At 65.0% G+C, this 25,849-nt stretch carries 19 protein-coding genes and 3 pseudogenes; 17 read left to right on the top strand and 5 right to left on the bottom strand.

The window, feature by feature from the left end; translation table 11 throughout:
• Positions 1 to 4: 4 nt before the first annotated feature.
• Positions 5 to 1,510: a CitMHS family transporter gene (locus AC2W7L_RS12615; protein WP_486004739.1), complete on the bottom strand. Its 1,506-nt coding sequence runs from the start codon at positions 1,508 to 1,510 to the stop codon at positions 5 to 7.
• A 143-nt stretch (positions 1,511 to 1,653) separates the two neighbouring features.
• Between AC2W7L_RS12615 and AC2W7L_RS12610 the strand changes: the two genes are divergently transcribed.
• Together AC2W7L_RS12610 and AC2W7L_RS12605 are read left to right on the top strand one after the other, a co-directional pair.
• Positions 1,654 to 3,372: an ATP-binding protein gene (locus AC2W7L_RS12610; RefSeq protein ID WP_486004738.1), complete on the top strand. Its 1,719-nt coding sequence runs from the start codon at positions 1,654 to 1,656 to the stop codon at positions 3,370 to 3,372.
• Positions 3,372 to 4,028: a response regulator gene (locus AC2W7L_RS12605; RefSeq protein WP_486004737.1), complete on the top strand. Its 657-nt coding sequence runs from the start codon at positions 3,372 to 3,374 to the stop codon at positions 4,026 to 4,028. Before AC2W7L_RS12610 ends, AC2W7L_RS12605 begins: the two co-directional genes overlap by 1 nt.
• A 106-nt stretch (positions 4,029 to 4,134) precedes the next feature.
• On the opposite strand, the gene AC2W7L_RS12600 is transcribed toward AC2W7L_RS12605, so the two are convergent.
• On the bottom strand, positions 4,135 to 5,472 hold the full coding sequence (locus AC2W7L_RS12600) for an MFS transporter (RefSeq protein ID WP_486004736.1): 1,338 nt from the start codon (positions 5,470 to 5,472) through the stop codon (positions 4,135 to 4,137).
• Between the two features lie 150 nt (positions 5,473 to 5,622).
• Between AC2W7L_RS12600 and AC2W7L_RS12595 the strand changes: the two genes are divergently transcribed.
• Both AC2W7L_RS12595 and AC2W7L_RS12590 read left to right on the top strand, forming a co-directional pair.
• The gene (locus tag AC2W7L_RS12595; protein WP_486004735.1) at positions 5,623 to 6,207 is read left to right on the top strand and encodes an ArsR/SmtB family transcription factor; all 585 of its coding nucleotides are present in this window, start codon (positions 5,623 to 5,625) and stop codon (positions 6,205 to 6,207) included.
• Positions 6,197 to 6,991 (top strand): methyltransferase domain-containing protein, encoded by a 795-nt coding sequence (locus tag AC2W7L_RS12590; protein ID WP_486004734.1) that lies wholly within the window; start codon positions 6,197 to 6,199, stop codon positions 6,989 to 6,991. The genes AC2W7L_RS12595 and AC2W7L_RS12590 overlap by 11 nt, the downstream gene beginning before the upstream one ends.
• A gap of 94 nt (positions 6,992 to 7,085) precedes the next feature.
• Here AC2W7L_RS12590 and AC2W7L_RS12585 read toward each other — a convergent pair whose 3' ends face one another.
• Positions 7,086 to 7,892 carry a hypothetical protein gene (locus AC2W7L_RS12585; protein ID WP_486004733.1) on the bottom strand — a complete coding sequence of 269 codons (807 nt, stop codon included), beginning with the start codon at positions 7,890 to 7,892 and terminating at the stop codon, positions 7,086 to 7,088.
• Between the two features lie 502 nt (positions 7,893 to 8,394).
• Here AC2W7L_RS12585 and AC2W7L_RS12580 point away from each other — a divergent pair.
• The 11 genes and pseudogenes from AC2W7L_RS12580 (at position 8,395) to dapF (ending at position 20,196) form a co-directional block, all read left to right on the top strand.
• Positions 8,395 to 11,147: pseudogene (locus tag AC2W7L_RS12580) on the top strand (FtsK/SpoIIIE family DNA translocase).
• 125 nt (positions 11,148 to 11,272) lie between these two features.
• The gene (pgsA, locus tag AC2W7L_RS12575; protein WP_486004732.1) at positions 11,273 to 11,923 is read left to right on the top strand and encodes a CDP-diacylglycerol--glycerol-3-phosphate 3-phosphatidyltransferase; all 651 of its coding nucleotides are present in this window, start codon (positions 11,273 to 11,275) and stop codon (positions 11,921 to 11,923) included.
• Positions 11,916 to 12,467, top strand: a complete 552-nt coding sequence (locus tag AC2W7L_RS12570; protein WP_486004731.1) for a CinA family protein — start codon at positions 11,916 to 11,918, stop codon at positions 12,465 to 12,467. Before pgsA ends, AC2W7L_RS12570 begins: the two co-directional genes overlap by 8 nt.
• A gap of 177 nt (positions 12,468 to 12,644) precedes the next feature.
• The gene (locus AC2W7L_RS12565) at positions 12,645 to 12,974 is read left to right on the top strand and encodes a helix-turn-helix domain-containing protein (protein ID WP_062244061.1); all 330 of its coding nucleotides are present in this window, start codon (positions 12,645 to 12,647) and stop codon (positions 12,972 to 12,974) included.
• The gene (locus tag AC2W7L_RS12560; RefSeq protein ID WP_025779743.1) at positions 12,974 to 13,201 is read left to right on the top strand and encodes a DUF3046 domain-containing protein; all 228 of its coding nucleotides are present in this window, start codon (positions 12,974 to 12,976) and stop codon (positions 13,199 to 13,201) included. Before AC2W7L_RS12565 ends, AC2W7L_RS12560 begins: the two co-directional genes overlap by 1 nt.
• A 120-nt stretch (positions 13,202 to 13,321) precedes the next feature.
• Entirely contained in the window at positions 13,322 to 13,729 is a 408-nt protein-coding gene (locus AC2W7L_RS12555; protein ID WP_486004730.1) for a VOC family protein, read from the top strand.
• A gap of 191 nt (positions 13,730 to 13,920) precedes the next feature.
• On the top strand, positions 13,921 to 15,012 hold the full coding sequence (gene recA / locus AC2W7L_RS12550) for a recombinase RecA (protein WP_062244064.1): 1,092 nt from the start codon (positions 13,921 to 13,923) through the stop codon (positions 15,010 to 15,012).
• Positions 14,993 to 16,048 carry a regulatory protein RecX gene (locus AC2W7L_RS12545; protein ID WP_486004729.1) on the top strand — a complete coding sequence of 352 codons (1,056 nt, stop codon included), beginning with the start codon at positions 14,993 to 14,995 and terminating at the stop codon, positions 16,046 to 16,048. Before recA ends, AC2W7L_RS12545 begins: the two co-directional genes overlap by 20 nt.
• A gap of 35 nt (positions 16,049 to 16,083) precedes the next feature.
• Positions 16,084 to 17,556, top strand: a pseudogene (gene miaB / locus AC2W7L_RS12540) (tRNA (N6-isopentenyl adenosine(37)-C2)-methylthiotransferase MiaB); the annotation flags it as partial.
• Positions 17,557 to 18,251: 695 nt separating this feature from the next.
• Positions 18,252 to 19,160 carry a tRNA (adenosine(37)-N6)-dimethylallyltransferase MiaA gene (gene miaA / locus AC2W7L_RS12535; protein WP_486004765.1) on the top strand — a complete coding sequence of 303 codons (909 nt, stop codon included), beginning with the start codon at positions 18,252 to 18,254 and terminating at the stop codon, positions 19,158 to 19,160.
• A gap of 46 nt (positions 19,161 to 19,206) precedes the next feature.
• Entirely contained in the window at positions 19,207 to 20,196 is a 990-nt protein-coding gene (gene dapF / locus AC2W7L_RS12530) for a diaminopimelate epimerase (RefSeq protein ID WP_486004728.1), read from the top strand.
• 10 nt (positions 20,197 to 20,206) lie between these two features.
• Here dapF and AC2W7L_RS12525 read toward each other — a convergent pair.
• Positions 20,207 to 20,823, bottom strand: a pseudogene (locus tag AC2W7L_RS12525) (class I SAM-dependent methyltransferase).
• Positions 20,824 to 20,905: 82 nt separating this feature from the next.
• Between AC2W7L_RS12525 and hflX the strand changes: the two are divergent.
• Positions 20,906 to 24,343 (top strand): GTPase HflX, encoded by a 3,438-nt coding sequence (gene hflX / locus AC2W7L_RS12520; protein ID WP_486004727.1) that lies wholly within the window; start codon positions 20,906 to 20,908, stop codon positions 24,341 to 24,343.
• Positions 24,344 to 24,409: 66 nt separating this feature from the next.
• Here the strand turns inward: hflX and lexA are convergent, their stop codons facing one another.
• The gene (lexA, locus tag AC2W7L_RS12515) at positions 24,410 to 25,165 is read right to left on the bottom strand and encodes a transcriptional repressor LexA (protein ID WP_092012603.1); all 756 of its coding nucleotides are present in this window, start codon (positions 25,163 to 25,165) and stop codon (positions 24,410 to 24,412) included.
• A gap of 234 nt (positions 25,166 to 25,399) precedes the next feature.
• Here lexA and AC2W7L_RS12510 point away from each other — a divergent pair, with 234 nt between their 5' ends.
• The gene (locus AC2W7L_RS12510; protein WP_486004726.1) at positions 25,400 to 25,738 is read left to right on the top strand and encodes a LysM peptidoglycan-binding domain-containing protein; all 339 of its coding nucleotides are present in this window, start codon (positions 25,400 to 25,402) and stop codon (positions 25,736 to 25,738) included.
• The last annotated feature ends 111 nt before the right edge of the window (positions 25,739 to 25,849 follow it).

Raw genomic sequence — 25,849 nt, 5'->3', positions numbered from 1 at the left:
CCGTTCAACCGATTCCGATGACGCCGACGGCGACACCCACGGCGAGCATGACGAGGGCGACGATGAGCGCACGCCACAGCACCTTCTTATGGTGATCGCCGAGCTCCACACCGGACAGGGACACGAGCAGCAGGATCGCGGGCACCAGCGGTGACTGCATGTGCACGGGCTGGCCGGTGATCGAGGCACGGGCCATATCGGCGGCGGAGATGCCGAAGTGGGAGGCGGTCTCGGCGAGGACGGGCAGGATGCCGAAGTAGAAGGCGTCGTTGCTCATGAAGAACGTCATCGGGATCGACAGCAGGCCGGTGATGACGGCCATGTAGGGTCCCATCGAGTTCGGGATGACCTGGACGAGCCATTCGGCCATCGCGTCGACCATTCCGGTGCCGGACATGATGCCGGTGAGCACGCCTGCGGCCATGACCATGGCGACGACGGAGATGATCGCGGTCGCGTGGGAGGCGAGCTCCTCCTGCTGGTCCTTCATCTTCGGGAAGTTGACCATGAGTGCGATGACGGTGCCGATCATGAACAGGTACGGCAGCGGCAGGATGTCGATGATGAGCAGGACCATCACGGCCACGGTCAGGGCCAGGTTGAACCAGAACAGCTTCGGACGGAGGGTCGCGCGGTTCGGATCGAGCGCGGTGTTCGACAGGCCCGTACCCGAGCCGGACGCAGTGGGTGCGTCGTCCACGGAGCCGGGTCCCGTCTCGGTGGCGGTGTCATCGTTCGCCGAGGCGGCCGAGTCGGATCCGTGCCCGTGACCACCCGTGGTCGCACCGTTCCCGGTCCCCGCGGACGATCCCGCGGTCGTGCCGGCACCGGCCACGGCGCCGACGAGGTCCTTGCGGCGGTTCGATCCGCGGTCCTCGACCCAGGCGACGCCGTTCTTGGCCAGGCGGCGGCGTTCGGAGATGCCGAGCACATAGGCGAAGACGAAGCACACGAGCAGGCCGGCCACCAGGGACGGGACCATGGGGACGAAGATCTCGTTGGCGTCGATCTGCAGCGCCGAGGAGGCACGCGCCGTCGGTCCGCCCCATGGGACGATGTTGAGAGTGCCGTTGATGAGACCGGCCACGCAGGTGAGCACAACCGGCGACATCTCGAGGCGCTGGTAGATCGGCAGCATGGCCGCAGTGACGACGATGAACGTCGTCGATCCGTCACCGTCGAGGGACACCGCACCAGTGAGCAGCGCGGTGCCGAGGACGACCTTGACGGGGTCGTTGCCGGCGACCTTGAGGATGAACTCGACGAGCTTGTCGAAGAGGCCGACGTCGATCATGATGCCGAAGTAGATGATGGCGAAGAGCAGCAGGGCTGCCGTCGACGACATCGAGGCGATCGCGTCCATGACCATTTCCCCGATGCCCAGACCTGCTCCGGCGAAGAGGCCGAAGATCGTGGGCACGAGGATGAGCGCGAGGATCGGCGAGAGGCGTTTGGTCATGATCAGCGTCATGAAGACGAGGATCATGGCAAAACCGAGAATGACAAGCACGAGCTTCTCCTTCGAAGGCGAATGTGAGGCTCGAAACACCGTAGGGCCCAGGTCACGTGCTCCGCGCGTTTGTGTGCGCTGATGACTTTTAGATCGTTGCGTGCCTTTTGCGCATTGCGCTCAAACGCGGCTACGCTGAGCGCGTGCCCCGGCCCCATCGTTCGTTCTCCCGTCGTGTGCTGATCTCTCAGCTCGCGCTCGTCATCGTGATCCTTACCCTGGTCACCGGCGTGTTCGCGTGGATGGGAGCGCGCACCGTCACCGAGGTGACCGAGACGAAAGCGCTGGCCACCGCCCGCACGCTGGCGATCGATCCGGACGTCCGAGCCGCCGCCACGCAGGCTTCGGCCGAACACGCCGACGAACCCGATGAACAGCTCGTGACCTCCATGCTCAAGATCACCGATGATCTGCGCGACCGGTCGGGCATCACCTTCGCCGTCATCACCGACGACCGCGGCATCCGACTCACCCACCCCGACCGGTCGAAGATCGGGCACAAGGTCTCGACGTCTCCGGATGAGGCGCTGGCCGGACGCGAGAACGTCTCCCACGACTCCGGAACCCTGGGCGAGACGGTGCGGGCGAAGGTCCCGATCTATTCGAGTGAGGACGGAAAGACCGTTGTCGGTGAGGTCTCGGTCGGCATCTTCGCCTCCGTGCTCGATGCCGACGTCCGCCGCGAACTCATCCTGCTCGGCACGGTTGCGGTGTTCGCCCTGGCGCTCGGCGGGGTCGTGTCGGTCATGCTCGGGCGCCGGCTGCGGAGGGAGACGCTCGGCGTCGGGCCCGAAGAGCTCGCCGAGATGGCCCGCGATCAAGGCGCCGTGCTCCACGGCCTCGACGACGGGGTGCTCGGGTTCGACACGAACGGAAAGCTCACGCTGAGCAACTCGAACGCGAAGGAGCTGCTCGGGACCGCCTCGGCGAGGGAATCTGACGACCTGGTCGACGTGCCCGACGAAGTCACCGCGCTCATGGCCGAAGCCCCGGCGGACGGAGCTCTGCGGCGGCGGATCACGTTAGGCGACCGGATCCTGTTGGCCACGGCCGTGCGGGTGCAACGCGACGGGGTCTCCGTCGGCGGGGTCGTGACCCTGCGCGACGAGACTCAGATGCTCACGATGGCACGCCAGCTCGAATCCGTCACCGCGATGGCCAGGGCACTGCGCACCCAACGTCACGAGTTCGCCAACCGGCTGCACACCGTGCTCGGCCTCGTCGACACGGGCGCGACGGACGAAGCCCACACCTATCTGTCCTCCCTGTTGGGCACTGGTCCGATCACGACCCCGGTCGAGGACATCGACCTCATCTCCGACCCGTACCTGCGCGCCGTGCTGGAGGCGAAGGGCACGACCGCCGCCGAGGCGGGAGTGAGCCTGGCCGTCACCCCCGACTCCCTGGCCGTTGGGGCGGTCCGCGACCCGGAGGCGGTCACGCTCATCCTCGGCAATCTCATCGACAACGCAGTGCGCGCGGCCGTCGCAGGTCAACGGTATGCCGAGGACGGGGGACGAGTCGAAGTGCATGTGCTCAGCTCCGGGACGGAACTCCACGCGGTCGTCACGGACACCGGTGACGGAATCGATGACGAGGTGGCGGGGAAGATCTTCGACGAGGGATTCTCGACCTCGACGGCCGCCTCGGCGCCGGATTTCGGGATCGGACTGACCACGGGCACGGGCACCGGGGACGGTCACGGACTCGGCATCGGGCTCGCGCTCAGCCGCCGGGTCGCGGAGAAGGGCGGGGGAGCGGTGTGGCTCATTGACGGCCACGACCCGGACCTCGGCGGGGCGAGCTTCGGCATGCGCCTGCCCGATGCGCTCGAGGAATTTCAGCAAGATGAGGAGAGATGATGGTCAACGTTCTCGTGCTCGATGACGACTTCTTCGTCGGGCAGATCCACGCCCGGTACGTCGACGAGGTGCCCGGCTTCACGGCACTCGAACCCGTCCGCGACCTGAAGGCGGCCCGCGAGGTCATCGCTGAGAACGAGGTCGACCTGCTTCTCGTCGACTATGTGCTGCCCGAGGGCACCGGGGTCGAACTCATTCGCGAGACCGATATCGATGCGATCGTGCTCTCGGCGGTCACTGATCCGCAGGTGGTCCGTTCGTCGCTGCGCGCGGGGGCGATGACGTACATCGTCAAGCCCTTCGCCGCCGAGGTGCTGCAGAACTTCCTGCGCCGCTACGCTCGATTCCTCCGCTATTGGGAGCGGGATAAGGTTGGGCAGACCGACCTCGAGCGGCAGCTGCGCAACCTCCACGATGCCGCGGCCGTCGGCGGGACCGGAGCGAGCCCGGCGGGATCGTCGACGACGACTAGGATCCTCGCCGCACTGGAGGAAGCGAGCGGTCCGATGACTGCTCTCGAAGTCGCCGAGGCGGTCGGTGCTTCCCGTGCAACCGCGCAGCGTCATCTGGCGAAGCTCGCCGAAGCCCGTACGATCACGGTGTCTCTGCAGTACGGCAACACCGGTCGCCCCGAGCACCTCTACGCGACCCGCTGAGGTGGGGAGCATCTCGCTGTCAGCTTGGTGAACCTGCATCAGCTCGGTCCCTGCACCGAGCTGATGCAGGTTCACCAAGCTGGCGATTCGCAACGCTCCTTCGTCATCACTCTCGATCAGCCGTTGCACTGGTGTCGAGCAGATCGAGTTCGCGGGGGAGCTCGCGCATCCGCAGCAGCCGGGACGCGATCACCGGCAGTGAGCCGAGCAGCGCACATGTCGCCAGGACCCACATCGTCGGCGTCACTCCGAGCCGGTCACCGAGGATGCCTGCGAGGAAGGCGCCGAGCGGCATTGGTCCCCACACGAGGAAGCGGATCGAGGCGTTCATCCGGCCCAGCAGCGGTTTCGGGCACAGGCGCTGGCGGAAGCTCACCTGCGCAATGTTGTAGACGACCACGGCCCAGGTCACGACGAACCAGCTGATCAGCAGGGTCGGCAGAGCAGGCAGAACGGTCGCGAGCGGAACACCGAGGAAGCACAGGCCGCTGACCAGCGCGGACACGGCGATGCTCGTTCCCTCGCCGAGGATCTTCTGGACCCACGCGGCAGTGAGCGCACCGAGGATGCCGCCGGCGGAAGCGACGGACATGATGATTCCGAGTTCGACCTGGTGGAGTCCAAGCGTGGTGAGAGAGAAGAGCACGAGGAGAGCGAAGATGCCAGACGATGCGAAGTTCGTCAGTCCCGTGCACGCAGTGATCCGCCGCAACAACGGGTGGCCGAGGACGAAGCCGAGTCCCTCTCGGATCTCGGCGACGAATCCAGCCCGATTCTCTGCTGGCTGTGGGGTCTCGCGGTGGCGGATGAGTCCGACGAGGATGCTGGAAAGTCCCATGCAGATGCTGGTCAGTCCGATGGTGAGCGGGGCGCCGATCGCGGTGACCAAGCCGGATGCGAGTGTGGGGCCTGCGACTCCGGCGGTCTGTTGGCTGGCTTGGAGCTTGCCGTTGCCGTCCGAGATCGCGTCCCCGTCGACGATCTCGGGCAGATAGGACTGATTGGCGATGTCGAAGAAGACGCTGACGATGCCGACCCCAGCTGCTACGAGGTAGAGCTGGACCATGCTCAGGACGTCGAACATCCAGGCCAGCGGGATGGTCAGGAGGATTGCGGCGCGGAGGATGTCGCCGGAGACGATGACGGGCTTCTTCGGCAGTCGGTCGACCCAAGCACCGGCGGGCAAGCTGATGAGCAGGAACGCCGCAGATTCCAGAGTCGCGAGCACGCCCATTTCGAAGGCATCGGCGTGGAGGAGCTGTACGGCGACGAGGGGGAGTGCGAAGAGGACGAGTTCGGAGCCGAACACGGAGACAGTGTCGCCTGACCACAACTTCATGAAGTCACGGTGTCTCCACAGCGAGACGTGTTTCGGCCGCTGCGATGAAGCGGGACCGTGCTGCTGTTGTGGTTCGCTCGACGGCGGTTGGTCGGATGTGGCCATGGCTCTTCCTCGAGACGGCGGGCGGAGGATCAATGATTGAGCGTCAGTGATTGAGTGTTATCAATCAGTAATGCTCCATGAGCGATTGGGAAAAGTCAATCACTTTGGGGGATTGATTGACTTCTCCCGATCGCTCGCTAGCGTTGAGGCATGAACGATGACACTCCTGCGGCCGGGCAATCGCCCGACCCGAGTTCGACAGGGCAGACACCCGCCGCGGCCTCCCTCGCCCGAGCAGTCGAGCGCCGGGACGCCACCGAGGCCGAGGCCAAAACGCTGGCCTCGAGTATTCGCATCCGAATCCTGCGGCTGTGCCTGGACGAAGCCCTGAGCAATCGTGAGATCGCCGAGGCGACCGGCCTCAATCCCGCGACCTCGCTCCACCACGTGCGGATGCTCGCCGACACCGGCTTCCTCGAAGCGCAGGAGGCGCGGCGGGGCAAGCGCGGGTCCAGGGAGATCCCGTACCTCGCCACGGGCAAAAGCTGGTTCCTCAACACCGGCGATATGACGACCGAAATGCTCGAGGCCTTCACCACCGAATTCACCGCCGCGCCGTATGAGGATCGGACGATGGGGCGGATGGCCGCGATGCTCACCGAGGATGAGGTTGAGGAATTCCGGTCGCGGATCGATGAGCTGTTCGAAGAGTTCCGCAGTCGGCGCAAGAAGGACGGCGCCACTCAGTGGGGTCTGTTCATCGCCATGCATCCGAGTGATCCGCATGCCCGCTGACGGCGCTCGGAATCCCGCTGATGACGCCGGGGACAGCTATGTCGACGCGCGCAGTGCGGCCGTCTATGACATCTTCGAAGGGCCCGAACGGGACGACCTCGACGTCTACGCGGCGATGGTCGAGGAGTTCGGGGCCGCCTCGGTGGTGGATGTGGGATGCGGAACGGGTACGTTCGCCACGATGCTCGCCGGTCGGGGAGTGGAGGTCGTGGGCGTCGATCCCTCGGCGTTGGCGTTGGACGTGGCGCAGTCGAAACCCCATGCCGGCAAGGTGACGTGGGTCCACGGGATCGCAGCGGACCTGCCTCCGCTGCAGGCCGACATGGCTTTCATGACAGCCAACGTGGCGCAGGCGATTCTCGGAGGTGAAGCCTGGGCGGAGACGTTGACGGCGATCCGCCGGAGACTGTCGCCGGGCGGACTCCTCGTCTTCGAATCACGCGACCCCGAGAGGCAGGCGTGGCTGGAATGGACGAAAGAGTACACCTATTCGACGGCCGAGGTCGGCGGTGAGGGTACGGTCAAGTCGTGGGTGGAATTCGACGCCGCGCACGGCGAGTTCGTCGATTTCGTTGGAATGTTGGTCTTCGAACGGGACGGCCGTCGCGTCGAACAGAGGAGTCGCCTGCAGTTTCGTGACCGCGCTGAGCTGACGAAGTCACTGGAGGACGCCGGATTCGTCGTCGATGAGATCCGTGACGCCCCGGACAGACCAGGCCGCGAGTTCGTCTTCATCGCTCGGGTTCCCCTACAGGCGGGTACCGACCTGGACCAGCCGCGCTGATTCTGCCGCGAACGGCAAGTTAGGTGTGCGCAGATTGCCAAAAATGCAAAGAAAACGTGCAATCTGAGCACACTTAACTCGCCCAGCGCTGGCCTTATTCCGGGCCAGCCGCCATGTCTGCCTTCTTAAGTGCAGTCGGGAGAAGCTCTTTGGTCAGGTATTCACTGACACCGTCCATCGCTTCCTCGTCGATCGCGAGGCTGGTCTCTGCGTCGAATGCCATCTGATGGACTGTCATCAGCTCTCCCGCCCAAGAAACGTAGCACTCTGACATCGCGATCTTCCCTTGGCCCAAGAACGTTCCGTTGTATGCCGTCGTGCAGAAGCCGTCGCCCTTGTTTCCTTCGGGTTCGAAGACTTCTACCGACTCGGCCGGGTCCGCATTGATCGATTCCTGGCAGCCGTCCACAGTGTTACGGAGATCCTTGAGCAGCTCCGTGGATCCCCGTTCGGGTCTGGTCAGCGAGGTCAGAACATATGTGCCGTTGCTGTCGTCGGACTGATCAAAGGATCGTGCAGCGGAAACTCCGTCCAGATCCGATGAATAGGCGGACATGGCGCCGATGACGCACTCGGATTGTGTGGATTGATCCTCGGACGAGGACTCGCCAGAGTCGAACGGATTGGCCGACTGCTCATCCTTTTCCCCGAACTCGACGTCATCCTCAAGCGTGAAGCCATCGGGCAAGTCATCGAGCGAAAGGATCCTGTTGCTGTATTGGTCGCCGCTCATAGCCGCTCGTTCGTCGGCTTCTTGCGATTCAATCGCTGCTGGATCCGGGGAGGCCTCCTCCTGCTTCCCACCTTGCTCAGCCTGATCTCCGGATCCGCCTGAGCAAGCTGAAAGTGAGAATGCGCAGGCCGCGGCCATGATTCCGATCGTGAAGCGGTTCAACATCATGCCCTTTCGTGTGCGAAGTTCCAGCAGGAGCCTACAATATTTGTTGTCTTCTCGATCGCTCCTGTCAGTTTGGGGCGGATCCGCCGTCTTTCCCCTCTAGCGGCACGGCCACTTCACCGAGAAACGGGTCAAGCGTCGAGAAACGCATGTGTACACACGTGTCTCGACGCTTGACCCGTTTCTCGGTGAAACGTGTGGCCTGACGTCGGAATTCACGCGAAACGGTCCGTCCGCGAACGCCAAACGGCCCTCCTGCAGAACTCGCAGACGCCCGCCTGCGCACACCTCTGTCGCCCGCCGCGCCACACGCCGAAACCTGCGGATTTGCTGGGCAGGAGTGCAATATCGTCCTAAGATGAGAGGTATGGCGACCAGAACGACTTCCCCCGCTTCTGGTTCCGGGAAACGCACAGCGCGCAAGAACGCTGGTCGGTCCGGCAAAGCGGGGACTGAAGAACCCGGGACAAACGTTGTCACCGGTGCATGGAGGGGAGTGGCCCACATGGCCGGAAACCGTGCGCGAAAGACTCTCAGCAACGAACCGACCGATCAGTCACCGACGAAGCGGGACGGCACTGCCTTCTTCCTCATCGGACTCTCGGTTATCATCGCCGCCTTCGAATGGTGGAACTTCCCCGGCGCGATCAGCGACGGCGTCCGCGGCATCGTCGAAGGCACCTTCGGCCGGGTGGCACTCGTCCTGCCGGTGGTCTTCACCTGCTATGCGATCCGCCTGTTCCTGCGCGGCGACGACAACCGCGGCAACAACCGCATCCTCATCGGGATGATCTTCGGCCTGCTCGCCGCCTCGGGCCTGGCCCATATCGCCGCCGGCAACCCGACCTTCACGAACTCCCGCGAGGCCATGGCCAACGGGGGAGGCGCGCTCGGCTTCGTCGTGTCCTCGCCGCTGGTCATCGCGACCACCGTCTACGTGGCCGTGCCGCTGCTCGTCCTCCTCGGACTGTTCTCCCTGCTCGTGGTCACCGCGACACCGGTGCGGGCGATACCCCGTCGCCTCACCGACCTGTACTACCGCCTCACCGGCGGTGTCCGACCCGAATCCGGCACCGAGGCGGGTGACACCAAGCAGTCCGACCTCGTTGCCGAGAACGGCCGCACCTCCGACCTCAAATCCGTGACCGGTGCCAAGCGCCGGAGCCGGAAGAAGAAGACCGAGAACCCCGACGCCGAGTCCACCGACGAAGATGCCGTGACGAAGGCCTACGACAAGGCCTACATCCACGAGAACGACGTCAGCGACGAAGAAGCCGACACCACCCGCATCGAGACCGACCCGGAGCCGAAGCTCAAGCCCGGTCAGCGCCGCCCGACCAAGGCCGAGCGCGAGATGGCCGAGCTGAAGAAGACCATCGGGATGGACGACGACGCCGCGAACCAGGCGAAGAAGTCCGACCCTGCTGCCGCCTCGGCGCCGGTGCCGATCACGAACGCACCCGCACCTCCGCCCACGGAACAGCTGCCCGAACGCGTCGAGCAGCTCACCCTGGCCGGCGACGTCACCTATACTCTGCCCGCCTCGGACAACCTCCAACCCGGACCTCCCGCGAAGGAACGGTCGGAGGCCAACGACCGCGTCGTCGAGGCCCTGCGCGATGTGCTCGAGCAGTTCAAGATCGACGCCGAGGTCACCGGATTCTCCCGTGGGCCCACAGTCACCCGCTACGAGGTGGAACTCGGGGCCGGAACGAAGGTCGAGAAGGTCACGGCGCTGTCGAAGAACATCGCCTACGCCGTGGCCAGCGCCGACGTGCGCATCCTCTCGCCGATCCCCGGCAAGAAGGCCATCGGCATCGAGATCCCGAACACCGACCGTGAGAACGTCGCCCTCGGCGATGTGCTCCGTTCGAAGGCCGCCCGCAAGACCGACCACCCGATGGTCATGGGTGTGGGTAAGGACGTCGAAGGCGGATTCGTCGTCGCCGACCTCTCGAAGATGCCCCACCTCCTGGTCGCCGGTGCCACCGGTGCCGGTAAGTCGAGCTTCGTGAACTCCATGATCACCTCGATCATGATGCGGGCGACCCCCGACGAGGTCCGCATGATCCTCGTCGACCCCAAGCGCGTCGAGCTGACGATCTACGAAGGCATCCCGCACCTGATCACCCCGATCATCACGAACCCGAAGAAGGCCGCCGAGCGCTCGAATGGGTCGTGCGCGAAATGGACGCCCGCTACGACGACCTCGCGAACTACGGGTTCAAGCACGTCAAGGAGTTCAACAAAGCCGTCCGTGAGGGTCGCATCCTGGCGCCCGCCGGATCCGAACGCGTCCTCCAGCCTTACCCATACCTGCTGGTCGTCGTCGACGAGCTCGCCGACCTCATGATGGTCGCCCCGCGCGACGTCGAAGCCTCGATCCAGCGCATCACGCAGCTGGCCCGTGCCGCAGGCATCCACCTGATTCTCGCCACCCAGCGACCCAGCGTCGACGTCGTCACCGGCCTCATCAAGGCCAACGTGCCCTCGCGTCTGGCGTTCGCGACCTCGTCGCTGGCCGACTCGCGAGTCGTGCTCGACCAGCCCGGTGCCGAGAAACTCATCGGTCAGGGTGACGCGCTGTTCCTGCCGATGGGTGCGGCGAAGCCGATGCGTGTCCAGGGAGCCTGGGTCAACGAGTCCGAGATCGAGAAGGTCGTCGAACACGTCAAGAGCCAGCTGACCCCGAACTACCGCGAAGACGTGGCCGTCGAAGCGCCGAAGAAGCAGATCGACGAGGACATCGGCGACGACCTCGAACTGCTGCTCCAGGCGATCGAGCAGGTCGTGACCACGCAGTTCGGCTCGACCTCGATGCTCCAGCGCAAGCTGCGCGTCGGCTTCGCCAAGGCCGGTCGCCTCATGGACCTCATGGAGTCCCGCGGAATCGTCGGACCATCCGAGGGATCGAAGGCCCGCGACGTGCTCGTGCGCCCCGACGACCTGCCGGGCACCCTGGCCATCATCAAGGGCGAGACCCCGCCCGAGGGCGACTCGTCCGGTGATGCAGCCGAACCCGCGGGTCAGGATCACTCCGGACACGCCTCGGCGGCGGGGGACTATGACGAGGAGTTCGAGGACTTCGGTCAGCCGTCCGGCAGCGGAACGGCGGCCAGCGGCTCGGACAACTCCGATCGCTACGCCAACGGCGTCGGCCATGCCGGCGACCTCACCGTCGGCGATGTCGACCCGGAGACCGGACTCGAGGTCGTCGAAGCCAGCGGAGAGGACGCCTGGCAGCTCACCGGCCGCTGACCCGATCCGAACCCCACCCCTCGCCGAGGCGGCGCACCGTACCGACGGTGTCGCCGCCTGGCGATTGTGGTTGAGGTACCCATGGTTGGAATGATCTGCTCAGCTCACTCCGATAGGCTGGATGTGTGAACGATCGAGTCGAGGCCGGAGCCTCCCAGCAGCCCTCTGCAGAACCGAGTCCGTGGAACATTCCGAACGCACTCACGGTGCTGCGCATCCTCATGGTGCCCCTGTTCCTCGTGCTCCTGCTGGCGGACGGCGGCAATGATGTGACCTTGCGCTGGTGGGCGCTCATCGTGTTCCTGCTGGCCATGTTCACCGATTTCGTCGACGGCTATCTGGCCAGGCGGAACAACCTCATCACGAACTTCGGGAAGATCGCCGATCCCATTGCCGACAAATCACTCATGGCAGCCGCACTCATCGGTCTGGCGATCATCGTCGAACTGCCGTGGTGGGTGCCGGTGATCATCCTGGTCCGCGAATTCGGCATCACCGTGCTGCGGTTCTTCATGATCCGCATCGCCGTCATGCCCGCATCGCGCGGAGGCAAGATCAAGACCGTTCTGCAGACCGCGGCGATCGGACTGTTCCTGCTGATCTTCCCGCTCTCGGCCGTGGTGCCCTCCGTCGTCTACGTCATCCTGCTCGTCTTCGCCTGGATCATCATGACCGCAGCTATCGTCGTCACAATCGTCACCGGCGTCGACTACTGCATGCAGGCGGCGAAGCTGTACAAGGACGCGAAGAACGGCGGGAACACGCAGCGTGGCTGAATCCGAGCTGATGGCGACCGCTCGTCGCATCATCTCCACCTGTTCTCAGTTGGGGATCTCCCTGGCGTCGGCGGAGTCGCTGACGGGAGGACGATTCGTCGCCTCACTCGTCGATGTGCCGGGTGCCTCGGCCGTGGTGCGCGGGGGGCTGGTCACCTACGCCACCGACCTCAAGGCCAGCCTGGCCGGAGTCGACGCCGACCACCTCGAGGAGACCGGACCGATCGACCCGGTCGTCGCAGCGCAGATGGCCGTCGGTGCAGCTGTGCAGTGCGTCGCCGATATCGGGATCTCGTGCACGGGAGTCGCCGGTCCCGATCCGCAGGACGACAAGCCCGTCGGGCTCGTCTACACCGCGATCGCCTTCGGTGGGAAGGCGAAGGTCTTCGAGCACGAGTTCACCGGTGACCGCGACGGCATCCGCAGCCAGACGGTGCAGGCGATGGCGGTCAACCTCGACGAATTCGTCGGCGACCTCGCCTTCGGGCCCGAGTCAGGGTCCGGAACGGGTCGCGAGACAGGTAGCGAGACGGACGCGGAATAAGATCGTCCACCGCGGGGTTGACCGAGTGATGACCATCGGACGAAAATTCTCCAAAGTCTTCGAATGGACTGGCAATACCATCCGCTCGGGGCACCGGGTTGGTGCTGTGTCACGGCCAGGTTGTAAGGTTGTTGGTACTACATTGACGGGACGCGCTGACAAAGGGAGGGCCGCGTTATGTTACTGAGAGTCGAAATCGGCGACGCACTTCGGTCTGCCCGCCGTCGTCAAGGACGCACCCTTCGCGATGTCTCGACCGGAGCCAGCGTTTCGCTCGGCTACCTCAGCGAGATCGAACGTGGACAGAAGGAAGCCTCATCGGAGCTGCTGTCCGCGATCTGTGAAGCACTCGACCTGCCGCTGTCGGCACTGCTGTCGTCCGTGTCGGATCGCTTCGCGCTCGAAGAAGGCGTGCAGATCCCCGACACCATTCCGCAGGAGCTCTCGGACAAGATCCTCGGTCACCCCGAGGGATACTCTTCTCCGCGCCTGGCCGCTAAGCCCTGATGCGGCACACGCTCTACTGGATCCTCATGAACGAGGAGTTCGGTGAGGCTCGTGCCGCCTCCCTGCACACCGACCTCACTCTGAGCTCCCTCGGTTCGCGGACCGCTGCGCAGGCATTCGAAGCCGGCGTCGAACCCCGCGACATCTGGATCGCCGTGTGCGACTCCATGGGCGTTCCCGAATCCCGTCGCCTCGGCAAAGAGAAGCCGCGCTCGACGCCGTTCTGACCGAGGTTCGAGGCCGTTCTGCTGGATCGGAGCTGCCTCGCGCCGTCGGTGGCTCTGTCTGGTCGGTACAGCGCTGGCCTTTACTGTCGGCGCCGTGCCGGCCGAGTGTAGACTGACCGCATGAATCAGGCCATCCCGTTCATCACCTTCCAGCCCAGTCGAGGACAGAGCGCCGCCGAGGCCATGGAGACCTACCTCGAGGTCTTCGCCGACGGGCGAGTGACCCTCGACAATCGCTATGGTCCCGATGGTCCGGGCGCCGAAGGCACGGTCATCATGTCCGAGATCGAGATCGCCGGACAGAGACTGCGCTTCAGTGACAGCTTCGTCGCACATGAGTGGGACATCACTCCCGGCGTGTCACTCATGGTCGACTGCGAATCGGCCGAGGAACTCGAACGCATCTTCACCGCACTGAGCGCAGACGGAACTGTGTTCATGCCGCTCGACGACTACGGATTCGGACCATTCGGATGGGTGGGGGACCGGTTCGGCCTCACCTGGCAGCTGGGCCTGGCCCAGGCCTGACTCTCGCGGAGACACGCGACACACCTGAATATATAGAACACCTGTTCCCATGTGGGTTAACCTGGTGAGGAATCACGGGACCTGTGACCATGAGTGGCTGGTTATCCACGGGGGAATCGCATCCTCTGTCGTTATGTCAGTGCCATCTTCTAGCCTTGGTCTCAACGGAAAAGCAACGAAGAGGAGACGTCATGGCACGTACACCCAAGAACCTTCAGGTTCCCACCGGCGGAGACAAGTCGAAGGCACTTGAAGCCGCAATGGGCCAGATCGATCGCAACTACGGCAAGGGCGCGATCATGCGCCTCGGCGACGGTGTGCGTGAGCCCATCGCCTCCATCCCGACCGGTTCGGTCGCTCTCGACATCGCACTGGGCATCGGCGGTCTGCCGCGCGGCCGCGTCGTCGAGATCTACGGCCCGGAATCCTCCGGTAAGACGACCGTGGCCCTCCACGCCGTGGCGAACGCTCAGAAGGCCGGCGGAATCGCCGGGTTCATCGATGCCGAGCACGCCCTCGACCCCGAGTATGCGAAGAAGCTCGGTGTCGACACCGATCAGCTCCTCGTGTCCCAGCCGGACACCGGTGAGCAGGCGCTTGAGATCGCCGATATGCTCATCCGCTCCGGGGCCCTCGACGTCATCGTCATCGACTCCGTCGCGGCACTCGTGCCCAAGGCCGAAATCGAAGGCGAGATGGGCGACAGCCACGTCGGTCTGCAGGCTCGACTGATGTCGCAGGCTCTGCGTAAGATCACCGGTGCCCTGGCCCAGTCGAAGACCACCGCCATCTTCATCAACCAGCTGCGTGAGAAGGTCGGCGTCTTCTTCGGTTCCCCGGAGACCACTTCGGGTGGTAAGGCGCTGAAGTTCTACGCTTCCGTGCGCATCGACGTCCGCCGCATCGAGACCCTCAAGGAAGGTCAGGACGCGGTCGGCAACCGGACCCGGGCGAAGATCGTCAAGAACAAGGTCGCCCCGCCGTTCAAGCAGGCCGAGTTCGACATCCTCTACGGTCAGGGCATCTCCCGCGAGGGCAGCCTCATCGATATGGGTGTTGACAACGGCATTGTGCGGAAGTCCGGATCCTGGTTCACCTACGACGGCGATCAGCTTGGTCAGGGCAAGGAGAACGTCCGCAACTTCCTCCGCGACAACCCGGGCCTGGCCGAAGAGATCGAGCTGAAGATCAAGCACAAGCTCGGTCTGATCAAGGTCGACGAACCCGAAGAAGACGCCGAGGCGGCCGGAGAAGCACAGACGGATGACGTCGAAGTCTCCTGACGTCTCGTCGACTGACGACGAGTTCACCGGCAACGAGTCCACCGCATCGACCAGCGAGGTCGGCGCGGGGGACTCCGGCCACGGTGGCTCGCCTCAGACCGAGACGCTCTCGCAGCTGCGCAGCGCGATCTCGGAGATCGACCAGCGCCATGCCGAAGGAGAGGCCGGTTTCTTCGCCGGTTTCTCCGGACTCAACGACGGTGATGTCACCGGCGGAGACCGAACCGGCAAGCGTAAGAGTTCAGGTTCGCGAACCGGCGGAGGATCGGGAACGCGGTCGGGCAAGTCTGCACGAGTCGGTTCGAAAACCGGTTCCAAGCGGAAGAAGAAGTCCGGCGACTGGAAGCGACCGTCGAAAGAACCGGACAACGGATGGGTCGAAGGCGGCACCGAATCGACTCCTGACTTCATCGACGTCCCGGACTTCCTGGCCGCGGACGACAGCACTGGACCAGATTTCCTCGCCGGGGACGATAGTGCCCCGGACTTCCTCGACAGTGGGGATGACGGCGGAACGGATTTCGTCGCCGGACCCGGGCTGAGCTTCGACGAGGACGAAGACGACGGCCCCGACTTCGACGAGGACTACTCCCAGGCGAAGAAGACGGCGATGAACATGCTCGCCATGCGCGACCATTCCAGTGACGAACTGCGCAAGAAGCTTCTCAAGCGCGATCTCATGCCCGAAGCGATCGATGTCCTCATTGAGAAGCTGCAGAATTCGCGTCTGCTCAACGACGAAGAGTTCGCCCACCGCTTCGCGCGTGCACAGCGTGAGAACCGGAAACTCTCCCGGTCCGTGCTCAAGCGCGAACTGAGCAAGAAGGGCATCAGCCCCGAACTGGCCTCCGATGCAGTGGCCGACATCGACGGTGAAGAAGACCTCGCTCGCGAAGTCGCCCAGAAGAAGGCCAACTCCACTCGGCGCCTCGACTATGCGGTGCGGGAGCGCCGGATCCTCGGTATGCTCGCCCGCCGCGGCTTCCCCTCAGCGATCTGCATCAAGGTCACACGGGAAGTGCTCGCCGAAGACTGAAACGGCGCGAGCCGAACGGCTAGAATGGGTGCGCCATGACTGAACTGATTGAATCCCCGACGACATCCGGCGCCACCCCTCGCAGCTACGAGGTCAAGACCTACGGATGTCAGATGAACGTGCACGACTCCGAGCGTCTGTCCGGACTGCTCGACGACGCCGGCTACGTTCAGGCGACCACCGACGACCAGGCTGACGTCGTCGTCTTCAACACCTGTGCCGTCCGCGAGAACGCGGACAACCGCCTCTACGGCAACCTCGGCCAGCTCGCGAAGGTCAAAGAGAACCACCCCGGTCTCCAGATCGCCGTCGGCGGATGCATGGCACAGAAGGACCGCGACACCATCGTGAAGAAGGCCCCCTGGGTCGACGTCGTCTTCGGCACCCACAACATGGGATCCCTGCCGGCGCTGCTCGAACGCGCCCGCCACAACGAGGAAGCCCAGGTCGAGATCCTCGAAAGCCTCGACGTCTTCCCCTCCACGTTGCCCAGCCGCCGCGAATCCCAGCACTCCGGCTGGGTGTCGATCTCGGTCGGCTGCAACAACACCTGCACCTTCTGCATCGTGCCCAGCCTGCGCGGCAAGGAGAAGGACCGCCGTCCCGGCGACATCCTCGCCGAGGTCGAAGCACTCGTCGCAGACGGAGTCGTCGAAGTCACCCTGCTCGGCCAGAACGTCAACTCCTACGGTGCCGAGTTCCGTGACAAGGGCGCATTCGCGAAGTTGCTGCGTGCCGTGGGCAATGTCGAGGGCATCGAGCGGGTCCGCTTCACCAGCCCGCACCCGGCCGCCTTCTCCGACGATGTGATCGACGCGATGGCCGAGACTCCGACAGTCATGCCGCAGCTGCACATGCCGCTGCAGTCCGGGTCGGACACGATCCTCAAATCCATGCGCCGCTCATACCGGACCAAGCGGTTCATGAACATCCTCGACACCGTGCGCGAACGCATCCCGCACGCCGCCATCACCACCGACATCATCGTCGGCTTCCCCGGCGAGACCGAAGAGGACTTCCAAGACACCATGGACATCGTCCGCCGCGCCCGGTTCTCCCAGGCCTTCACCTTCCAGTACTCCATCCGCCCCGGCACCCCGGCGGCCACGATGGACAACCAGGTGCCGAAGGACGTCGTTCAGGAACGATTCGAACGCCTCACCGCGCTGCAGGACGAAATCGCCTGGGACGAGAACAAGACCCAGATCGGCCGTGAGGTCGAAGTTCTCGTGACCAAGCTGCCCCACGACGATTCCCCACGGCTGAGCGGGCGCGCCGAAGACAACCGCCTCGTCCACGTCGGAATCCCCGAAGGCGCCCAGATGCCGCGACCCGGCGATTTCGTCACCGCCACCGTCACCGAGGCGAAGCCCTACTTCCTCCTCGCCGACTCCGGATACTCGGTGCGCCCGTCCCGCGCTGGTGACGCCTACGACCGGGCACAGGCCGAGAGCTGCGGTGCACCGAGCCCCGGCCAGGGCTCGGCAGGATCGACGAACCTCGGCATGCGACCATCCGCCCACGCGGCTGAGATGGGCGCCTTCGCCATCATCCCGGCAGCCCCAGTGCTGCTCGAGAAGATCGACCGCAGTGAGGCCACCCGAATGGTCGAACTGCGGACTGCCATTCGCGACACCTTGAGGACACAGACGCGTTGGGCGCTGCCGATCGAGACCCTGCCGCCCGTGGCTGGACTCGGCGGGTGGGGGATCGACCGCGGAGTCGATACTCGCACCGGCCGGCTCTTGTGCGGCCCGGACTGGGTCGAGACCGTCGGGGCCCTGACGGTGGAAGCACGCAGACTCGCCGAGGCGGCCGACCCCGCGATCATCGTCGCGATCCTTCACGCTCACGCCGCCGGCGTCGACATCGGCCCGCTCGGATCGAGCGAGAATCTTCTGCTGCCCATCGACCTGTCGGGAGCCGCAACCGAGGACGCCCCCTTGGCCCCGATCGACGGTGCCGCGGAATTCGATGCCGCCGTCGTAGAGACACTCACCTCCGGCACCACCATGACACCGAAAGATTGCTCGAACACTGTGAGCGCGCGGAAACCGTGGCCGCGAATCTCAGTGGCCTTGCCGCCGGGATCCGCTACACCGTCGACCGGGGCGCTCGTGTTTCGACGCTTGTGCCAGCCGTCGACGAATCCGTTCACGAAGTGCGCACTCTCTGCGGCACCGGGACCTGGGAGTGATCGCCGGTGGCTGAGGACGTTTCGCCGATCATCACCGTCGTCGGCGCCACTGCCACCGGGAAATCGGATCTGGCGCTGGATCTGGCCGACCGCCTCGGCGGGGAGATCATCAACACGGATTCGATGCAGTTCTACCGGGGGATGGACATCGGGACGGCGAAGCTGCCGGTCGATGAGAGGCGGGGGATTCCGCACCACCTCATCGACATCCTCGACGTCACCGAGGAAGCGAACGTCCAAGATTTCCAGGCACGTGCTCGGGCAGCGATCGCGGACATCCGAGAGCGCGGACTGCGGCCCATCCTCGTGGGCGGGTCCGGGCTCTACGTGCGTGCCGCGGTCGATCATATGGAGTTCCCGGGCACGGACCCACAAGTGCGTGCGCGCCTCGAAGCCGAGGTCGCAACCGACCGCTGGGCGCTCCATCAGAAGCTGCGCGAACTCGACCCGACAGCGGCCGAGAAGATCACCGTCAACGACCAGCGACGGATCGCTCGAGCCCTCGAGGTCATCGAACTCACGGGGCGTCCCTTCAGCGCCCAACTGCCGGACTATCAGGAGATCGAACCGACCGTTCACCTGGGGTTGAGCATGGACCGGGCCATTCTGCATGAGCGGATCGCCACCCGAGTCGAGCTCATGTGGGACCACGGCTGGGTCGACGAAGTGACGCGACTGCTCGACGCCGGGTTGGCCGAAGGCAAGACGGCGTCTCGCGCGATCGGATACGCCCAGATCCAGCGCCACCTGGCCGGAGAGCTCACCGCCGCGGAGGCGAAGGAAGAGACGACGATCCGCACCCGGCAGTTCGCACGCCGACAGGACACCTGGTTCCGTCGCGATCCGCGAATCCACTGGATCGACGCAGCGCTGCCGACCCCGAGCAGAACCTGGCGGCAGCACTCGTCGCCCTGAACGAGCGCTGAAGACCTGACACGGCCGTCACCGATAAGATGGAGCCATGAGCACTCCGGATACCCCGTTCGCCGCCTGGACCGATGTCACTTTCGTCAAGGGGCACGGCACCCAGAACGATTTCGTTCTGCTTTCCGACGACGACAGCCAACTGGAGATGCATCCCGAATCTGTTGCCACGCTCGCTGATCGACGGGCCGGACTCGGTGCCGACGGCATCATCCGCATCGTCCGCTCCGCCGCCAGCGGCATCCCGGGAGCGGCCGAGCAGGCCGAGGCCGGTGCCGAATGGTTCATGGACTATTACAACAACGACGGCAGCCTCTCCGAGATGTGCGGCAACGGCGTTCGCGTCTTCGCCCACGCGCTCGTGACCAGCGGCCGTGTCTCCGCCAATGCCCGCGACATCCTCGTGGGTACGCGTGACGGCATCAAGACCGTGCGCACCACCCTCAACCCGGCTCTCGGCGTCCAGACCGGAGACGACGTCGTCGGCACCGGCACGCCCGGCCCTGGATCCGCCAGCGATGCCTGGTACACGATCGACATGGGCGAATGGTCACTCGACCCTTCGAACAGCGTGCTCGTGACGACCGGCGGCATCGAGGTCGCCCGTCCCGGACTGAGCGTGGCCACCGGCAACCCGCACACCGTCGTCGCCTTGGCAGAGAACGCTGAACTCGCAGCCGCCGACCTGCGTGACGCACCCGTCCTCGACCCCGTCCCGGCCCAGGGATCCAATGTCGAATACATCGTCATGGAACCCGCCCGATCCGATGTGGCCGGGGGAGAAGGCGCCCTGCGCATGCGCGTGTTCGAACGCGGTGTCGGTGAGACCCGCTCCTGCGGAACCGGTGCCTGCGCGGCCGCGATTGCCGCCCACCACTGGGCCGGCGAGAAGTCGCCTCTGCAGTGGCGAGTCGACGTCCCCGGAGGTCAGCTGCGCATCGAGATCGACCCCAACGCCGAAGGCACGAGCGGACGCGTCAGCTTGGCTGGGCCCGCGGTCCTCGTTGCCAGCGGCACGATCAGCTGAGAAGTCCCACTCAGTCGCGTTCGATCGTGAGCACGCGGAAGCCCTTCGACGACCCCGTCCGGGTGACCGAATAGCCATCTCCGAGCATCCCGGCGATCCACTTCTGCAGGAATCGGCACCGAGGTTCTTCGACACGACGAGATCGGCGCGGCCGCCCGGCGCCAGGCGCGGCAGCCACGTCTCCAGGAGTTCGTGCAGCGCCTCCTTGCCGATGCGGATCGGCGGATTCGACCGGATCGCGGCGAACTGCAGGTCCTCGGGAACATCTGCGGCCGTGACGGTGTTGATCGTCGTGAGACCCAGCCTGCGCGCATTCGCCGCGGTGGTCTCCAGGGACCGGGAGTTGACGTCGAGTGCCCACACTCGCACAGCCACCTCGGCGTCCTGGGCATCCAAGGCCGTGTGCAGGGCGATCGGCCCCCACCCGCAGCCAAGGTCGAGGATGTCGCCGGCCGGCGGCTGAGGCAGATGCCGCAGCAGCACAGCCGTCCCGAGGTCGAGGCGAGTGGGCGAAAACGTGCCTGATACGGTTTCGACGGTGACGGCGCGGCCGGCCAGATCGAGGTTCAGCTCGCGCGACTTGGCCTCGCTGCTCGGCGATTCGGTGAAATAGTGCTCTGACACCATTTCAGTCTAGACGGCTGTGGGAGAATTGATGGACACCATTGTCGGTGCGAATCGTCACCGACGGCAGAGAACAAAGGAATGAATGACGTCTGAAGACAAAGAGCGTCGCAACGCGATGCTCGACCGTGTGCTCTCCCGAGGCGCCCAAGCCCTCGATGATCACGAAACCACCCCCGAGGACGACCAGTTCGACCTCGCCGAGCGCGCCGCGCTCACCCGTGTCGCCGGACTCTCCACCGAGCTCGAAGACATCACCGAGGTCGAATACCGCCAGGTCCGCCTCGAACGCGTCGTCCTCGCCGGCATCTGGAACGGCACCCAGGCCGAAGCCGAGAACTCGATCCGCGAACTCGCCGCACTCGCCGAAACCGCCGGTTCCGAAGTCCTCGACGCGCTCATCCAGCGCCGCGACAAGCCGGACCCAGGCACCTACCTCGGCAAGGGCAAAGCCGCCGAACTCGCCGACATCGTCGCCAGCGTCGGCGCCGACACCGTGATCATCGACTCCGAACTCGCCCCCAGCCAGAGGCGCGGACTCGAGGACGTCATCAAGGTCAAGGTCGTCGACCGCGTCGCGCTCATCCTCGACATCTTCGCCCAGCACGCGAAATCCCGCGAAGGCAAGGCCCAGGTCGAACTCGCCCAACTCGAATACCTCCTGCCACGTCTGCGCGGTTGGGGCGAGTCGCTGTCCCGACAGGCCGGCGGCCGCGTCGCAGGCGGTGCCGGAATCGGCTCCCGCGGACCCGGTGAGACGAAGATCGAACTCGACCGTCGCCGCATCCGTGCCCGCATGTCCAAACTGCGCCGCGAGATCAACGCCATGGCGCCCTCCCGTGAGACCAAGCGGAAGAACCGCGCCCGCCACCACGTGCCCTCCGTCGCGATCGTCGGATACACCAACGCGGGCAAGTCCTCCCTGCTCAACCTGCTCACCAACGCCGAGGTGATGGTGCAGAACGCCCTGTTCGCCACCCTCGACCCGACCGTCCGTCAGGCCAAGACCGCCGACGGCATCGTCTTCACCTACACCGACACCGTCGGATTCGTCCGCAACCTGCCCCACCAGCTCGTCGAAGCCTTCCGCTCGACCCTGGAGGAGGCCGCCGGCTCGGATCTGCTCCTCCACGTCGTCGACGCCTCCCACCCGGATCCGCACGGGCAGATCCAAGCAGTGCGCGATGTCCTCGGAGACGTCGATACCGGAGACATCCCCGAACTCCTCGTGTTCAACAAGTCCGATCTCGCCGAGGAGGCCGTGATCACCGGGCTGCGCACCGAGTATCCCGATGCGCAGTTCGTTTCCGCCGTATCGAAGGAAGGCATCGACGACCTCATCGAGGCCATCGAGAACCGCCTTCCCGTCCCCGACATCGACATGACCGTGCTCATTCCCTATGAACGCGGTGACCTCGTGTCGAAGATCTACGCCCTCGGCACAGTCGAACACGAATCGCACGGCACGGAGGGCACCAGCCTGCAGGTCAAGGTGCCGACCGAACTCGTCGACGAACTGCGCGAATTCCACGTCCGGACTGGTCATCGACGAGTGAAGGCTGTCGACACCCTCCTCGAATCCGCTGTCGGCGCCATCGGCGGATCGCCACGAGAGGGGCAGCAGGAGATGGCGCAGGCGGTCGCCTCGTCGCTGGACAAAGGAATCCACCTGCTCGTGCAGGCGGGAACCGGCACCGGCAAATCCCTGGCCTATCTTGTGCCGGCAGCCGAATACGCCACCCGCACCGGCGGAAAGGTCGTCGTGTCCACGGCGACCTTGGCTCTGCAGACGCAGATCATCCACCGCGACCTGCCCAGGCTGTTCAAGGCCGTGAAGAAGGACCTCGATCCGTTGCCCCGGGCGGCACTGCTCAAGGGGCGCCGGAACTATGTGTGCAAGCACAAGCTCGCCGGCGGGTACCCCGATGAAGGGGAGGGCATGCTCTTCGACCTCGGTGCCGACGCCGAGGCGGGACGCAAACCCACCGAACGCTCCGGCCTGGGGGAGGAGATCCAGCGGATCCGCACCTGGGAGAAGACCACCGACACCGGCGACCGGGACGATCTTCTGCCCGGCGTCAGCGATCGTGCCTGGTCACAGGTGTCCGTCAACGCCTTCGACTGCCTCGGTTCGAACTGTCCGCTGTTCACCGAATGCTTCGCCGAAATCGCCCGGAACAAGGCCGCCGAAGCCGATATCGTCGTGACGAACCATGCCTTGTTGGCCATCGACGCCTTCGGGGATTCGAACGTGCTGCCCGAACACGATGTCATCATCATCGACGAGGCCCATGAGCTCAAGGACCGAGTGACCAGCGCCCTGTCCGGGCAGATCAACACGAGCATGCTCTCGGCCGCGACGAGTTCCGTACGCAAACACACGACGGTCCAGGACGGTGTCGTCTCCCTGCTCGACTCCGCGGCGGCGGCACTCGAACGCGCACAGAAATCGGTACCCGAGGGACTCATCCTGCATATGAGTGAGGCACTCGGACTGGCCCTGGCACAGATCCGCGACTCCGCCCGGCAGATCATCAACGACATCGGCGGCAAGACCGAGGACGCCGACGCCGGCCGGCAGATGGCCAAGGCGCGCTGCCAGGAGATCTTCGAACTCGCCGAACGCTTCTGCGACCCTGGCAAGAACGACGTCATCTGGCTCTCGCGCTCGACGTTCAGAGAGAAAGAGACGACGAACCTCGTCGTCGCACCCCTGAGTGTGGCCGGCACCATGCGCAACGGCATCTTCGAGGAATCAACGGTCGTGGCCACCTCGGCGACCCTGTCCCTGGGTGGGAACTTCGACGCGGTCGCAGCCTCGTTGGGACTCTTCGGACCCGATGCCCCGAAATGGGACAGCCTCGATGTCGGTTCCCCGTTCGACTACGGCAAGCAGGGAATCCTCTATGTCGCCTCCCACCTGCCCAAACCCGGACGCAGCGGGCTGAGCGAAGAAGCGCTGACCGAACTCGAAGAACTCGTCGAAGCCTCGAACGGCGGTGCACTGGGACTGTTCTCCTCGCGGGCGGGCGCGAACGCGGCAGCCGAACATCTGCGGAAGAGGTTCGATTTCCCGATCCTGCTCCAGGGCGATGACGGACTGCCCGCCCTCGTCTCCCAGTTCACGGCCGACGATCAGACGTGCCTGTTCGGGACGATGTCGCTGTGGCAGGGAGTCGATGTGCCGGGTCGGACGAACCGCCTGGTCATCATCGACCGACTGCCCTTCCCTCGCCCCGACGATCCGCTCATGCAGGCGCGAGCACGCGATGCCGACCAGCGTGGAGTCAACGGCTTCATGGCAGTATCGGCCACGCATGCCGCCCTGCGGCTGGCGCAGGGGGCAGGTCGCCTCATCCGCTCGACCGGTGACAGGGGAGTGGTGGCCGTGCTCGACTCGCGGCTGCGCTCGGCCCGGTACGCCGGGTTCCTCGTCAATTCGATGCCGCGGATGTGGCCGACGACGAACTCCGGTCTCGTTCGCAAGAGTCTGGCCCGCCTGGCCGAAACCGACGAAGGATGACACAAAGGCCCGCGACCGAATCGGTCGCGGGCCTTTGTGTTGCGGCAGCGGAGTGCCGGCCGAGGGTCAGAGGCGGCGGATGACGGCGACGACGAGACCCATGATCTGCGCGTAGGTGCCGTCGATGGGCTCGTAGTTCTCGTTCTGCGGCATCAGCCACTGCTGACCCGCCTTGCGCTTGAGGGTCTTCACCGTGGCCTCGCCGTCGAGCAGGGCGGCGACGATCTGACCGTTGTCAGCGGTGTGCTGCTTGCGCACGACCACCCAGTCGTCGTGGCAGATGGCGGCTTCGATCATCGAATCGCCGACGACCTTGAGCAGGAACATCTCACCGGAGCCGACGACCTGCGTCGGCAGGGAGAAGACATCGTCGACTTCCTGTTCGGCCAGGATCGGGCCACCGGCGGCGATGCGACCGACGACCGGCACCTGCACAGTGTTGTTGGCCAGCTCCTCGTACTTCGCGCGCTCGGCCTCTTCCTCTTCGAACGGATTGACCACTTCGATGGCACGCGGGCGTTTCGGGTCACGGCGGACATAGCCGAGGCGTTCGAGCTGGGAGAGCTGATGGGCGACGCTGGAGAGAGAGGCCAGCCCGGCGGCCTTGCCGATCTCGCGCATACTCGGCGGGTAGCCGTTGGTCACGACCGCGCGTTCGATGGTCTCGAGGACGAGACGCTGACGGGGAGTGAGGCGGAAGTCGCCCTCACCGGATGAGCCCTCAGGGATCTGGACGACGTCGTCATCGGTGCGAGCGGCAGCGATCTCGCTGGCAACATCTTCGTTGCGAGGCCTGCCTCTGCCTCGTTTGTTCTGAACCATTGCTCGTTCCCCTTCGTTCTATTCCCTGCCGCTGAACGCCGTGATCTCCGCTTCGGAAATTCTCGTGTCAGTGCCGACTGAGATGGTTCTGACAGATCAATCAACAACGCTGGTTCCCTCTCATTGTCGCATAGATGTTCGAGTTGGACTGGACATTTGTTCGATTGGCATGTTGAATAGAACATACGTTCTACCGATTACTGGTGGAATCGTACGAATGAAAGAGGTAATGCGATGTCTGCACAGAACACCGAGCTGCACCTGACCCCTCGTGGACGCCAGGCTGTGCGCCTTCTCCGGACCCTGCTCGTCGCTCTCGTCGTCATCGGCGGGGCGGTCCTCCTCGCCACCCAGTCGTTCTCGGCCGCTGCTGTCGCCGAATCGGAGACGGAGAGCATCGGCATCGACGCCGAGTCAGTCGTCGTTGGTGAGGGCGAATCGCTGTGGACCGTGGCTTCGAGCCTCGGCATCGACCGCGACACCCGCGATGTCGTTGCCGATATCGTCGAGATCAACCACCTGGACACCCCGACGGTTCACCCCGGACAGACCCTCGACGTCCCCGTTCGCTGAGGTCGAACCCTGCTCGACCGGCATGGCGCCGGCCCGACCGGCAGCGCGCTGACCCGTCCGATCGGGTGAGCCGACCGGCCGATCTCGATGCCCGACCGCGCCGGCCGGCGG

It is taken from the genome of Brevibacterium sp. LAARM3_SD1 (genome assembly GCF_057364765.1).
Note: the sequence above shows the minus strand (reverse complement) of the source record. Positions and strands in the feature narration are given on the sequence as shown.

What these genes read in the sequence shown, in the direction of transcription:
- AC2W7L_RS12605 (WP_486004737.1), top strand. Translation starts at nt 3,372, where the DNA reads ATGGTCAACGTTCTCGTGCTCGATGACGACTTCTTCGTCGGGCAGATC.
- AC2W7L_RS12600 (WP_486004736.1), bottom strand. Translation starts at nt 5,472, where the DNA reads ATGGCCACATCCGACCAACCGCCGTCGAGCGAACCACAACAGCAGCAC.
- AC2W7L_RS12595 (WP_486004735.1), top strand. Translation starts at nt 5,623, where the DNA reads ATGAACGATGACACTCCTGCGGCCGGGCAATCGCCCGACCCGAGTTCG.
- AC2W7L_RS12590 (WP_486004734.1), top strand. Translation starts at nt 6,197, where the DNA reads ATGCCCGCTGACGGCGCTCGGAATCCCGCTGATGACGCCGGGGACAGC.
- AC2W7L_RS12585 (WP_486004733.1), bottom strand. Translation starts at nt 7,892, where the DNA reads ATGATGTTGAACCGCTTCACGATCGGAATCATGGCCGCGGCCTGCGCA.
- AC2W7L_RS12565 (WP_062244061.1), top strand. Translation starts at nt 12,645, where the DNA reads ATGTTACTGAGAGTCGAAATCGGCGACGCACTTCGGTCTGCCCGCCGT.
- AC2W7L_RS12560 (WP_025779743.1), top strand. Translation starts at nt 12,974, where the DNA reads ATGCGGCACACGCTCTACTGGATCCTCATGAACGAGGAGTTCGGTGAG.
- AC2W7L_RS12555 (WP_486004730.1), top strand. Translation starts at nt 13,322, where the DNA reads ATGAATCAGGCCATCCCGTTCATCACCTTCCAGCCCAGTCGAGGACAG.
- recA (WP_062244064.1), top strand. Translation starts at nt 13,921, where the DNA reads ATGGCACGTACACCCAAGAACCTTCAGGTTCCCACCGGCGGAGACAAG.
- AC2W7L_RS12545 (WP_486004729.1), top strand. Translation starts at nt 14,993, where the DNA reads ATGACGTCGAAGTCTCCTGACGTCTCGTCGACTGACGACGAGTTCACC.
- dapF (WP_486004728.1), top strand. Translation starts at nt 19,207, where the DNA reads ATGAGCACTCCGGATACCCCGTTCGCCGCCTGGACCGATGTCACTTTC.
- hflX (WP_486004727.1), top strand. Translation starts at nt 20,906, where the DNA reads ATGACGTCTGAAGACAAAGAGCGTCGCAACGCGATGCTCGACCGTGTG.
- lexA (WP_092012603.1), bottom strand. Translation starts at nt 25,165, where the DNA reads ATGGTTCAGAACAAACGAGGCAGAGGCAGGCCTCGCAACGAAGATGTT.
- AC2W7L_RS12510 (WP_486004726.1), top strand. Translation starts at nt 25,400, where the DNA reads ATGTCTGCACAGAACACCGAGCTGCACCTGACCCCTCGTGGACGCCAG.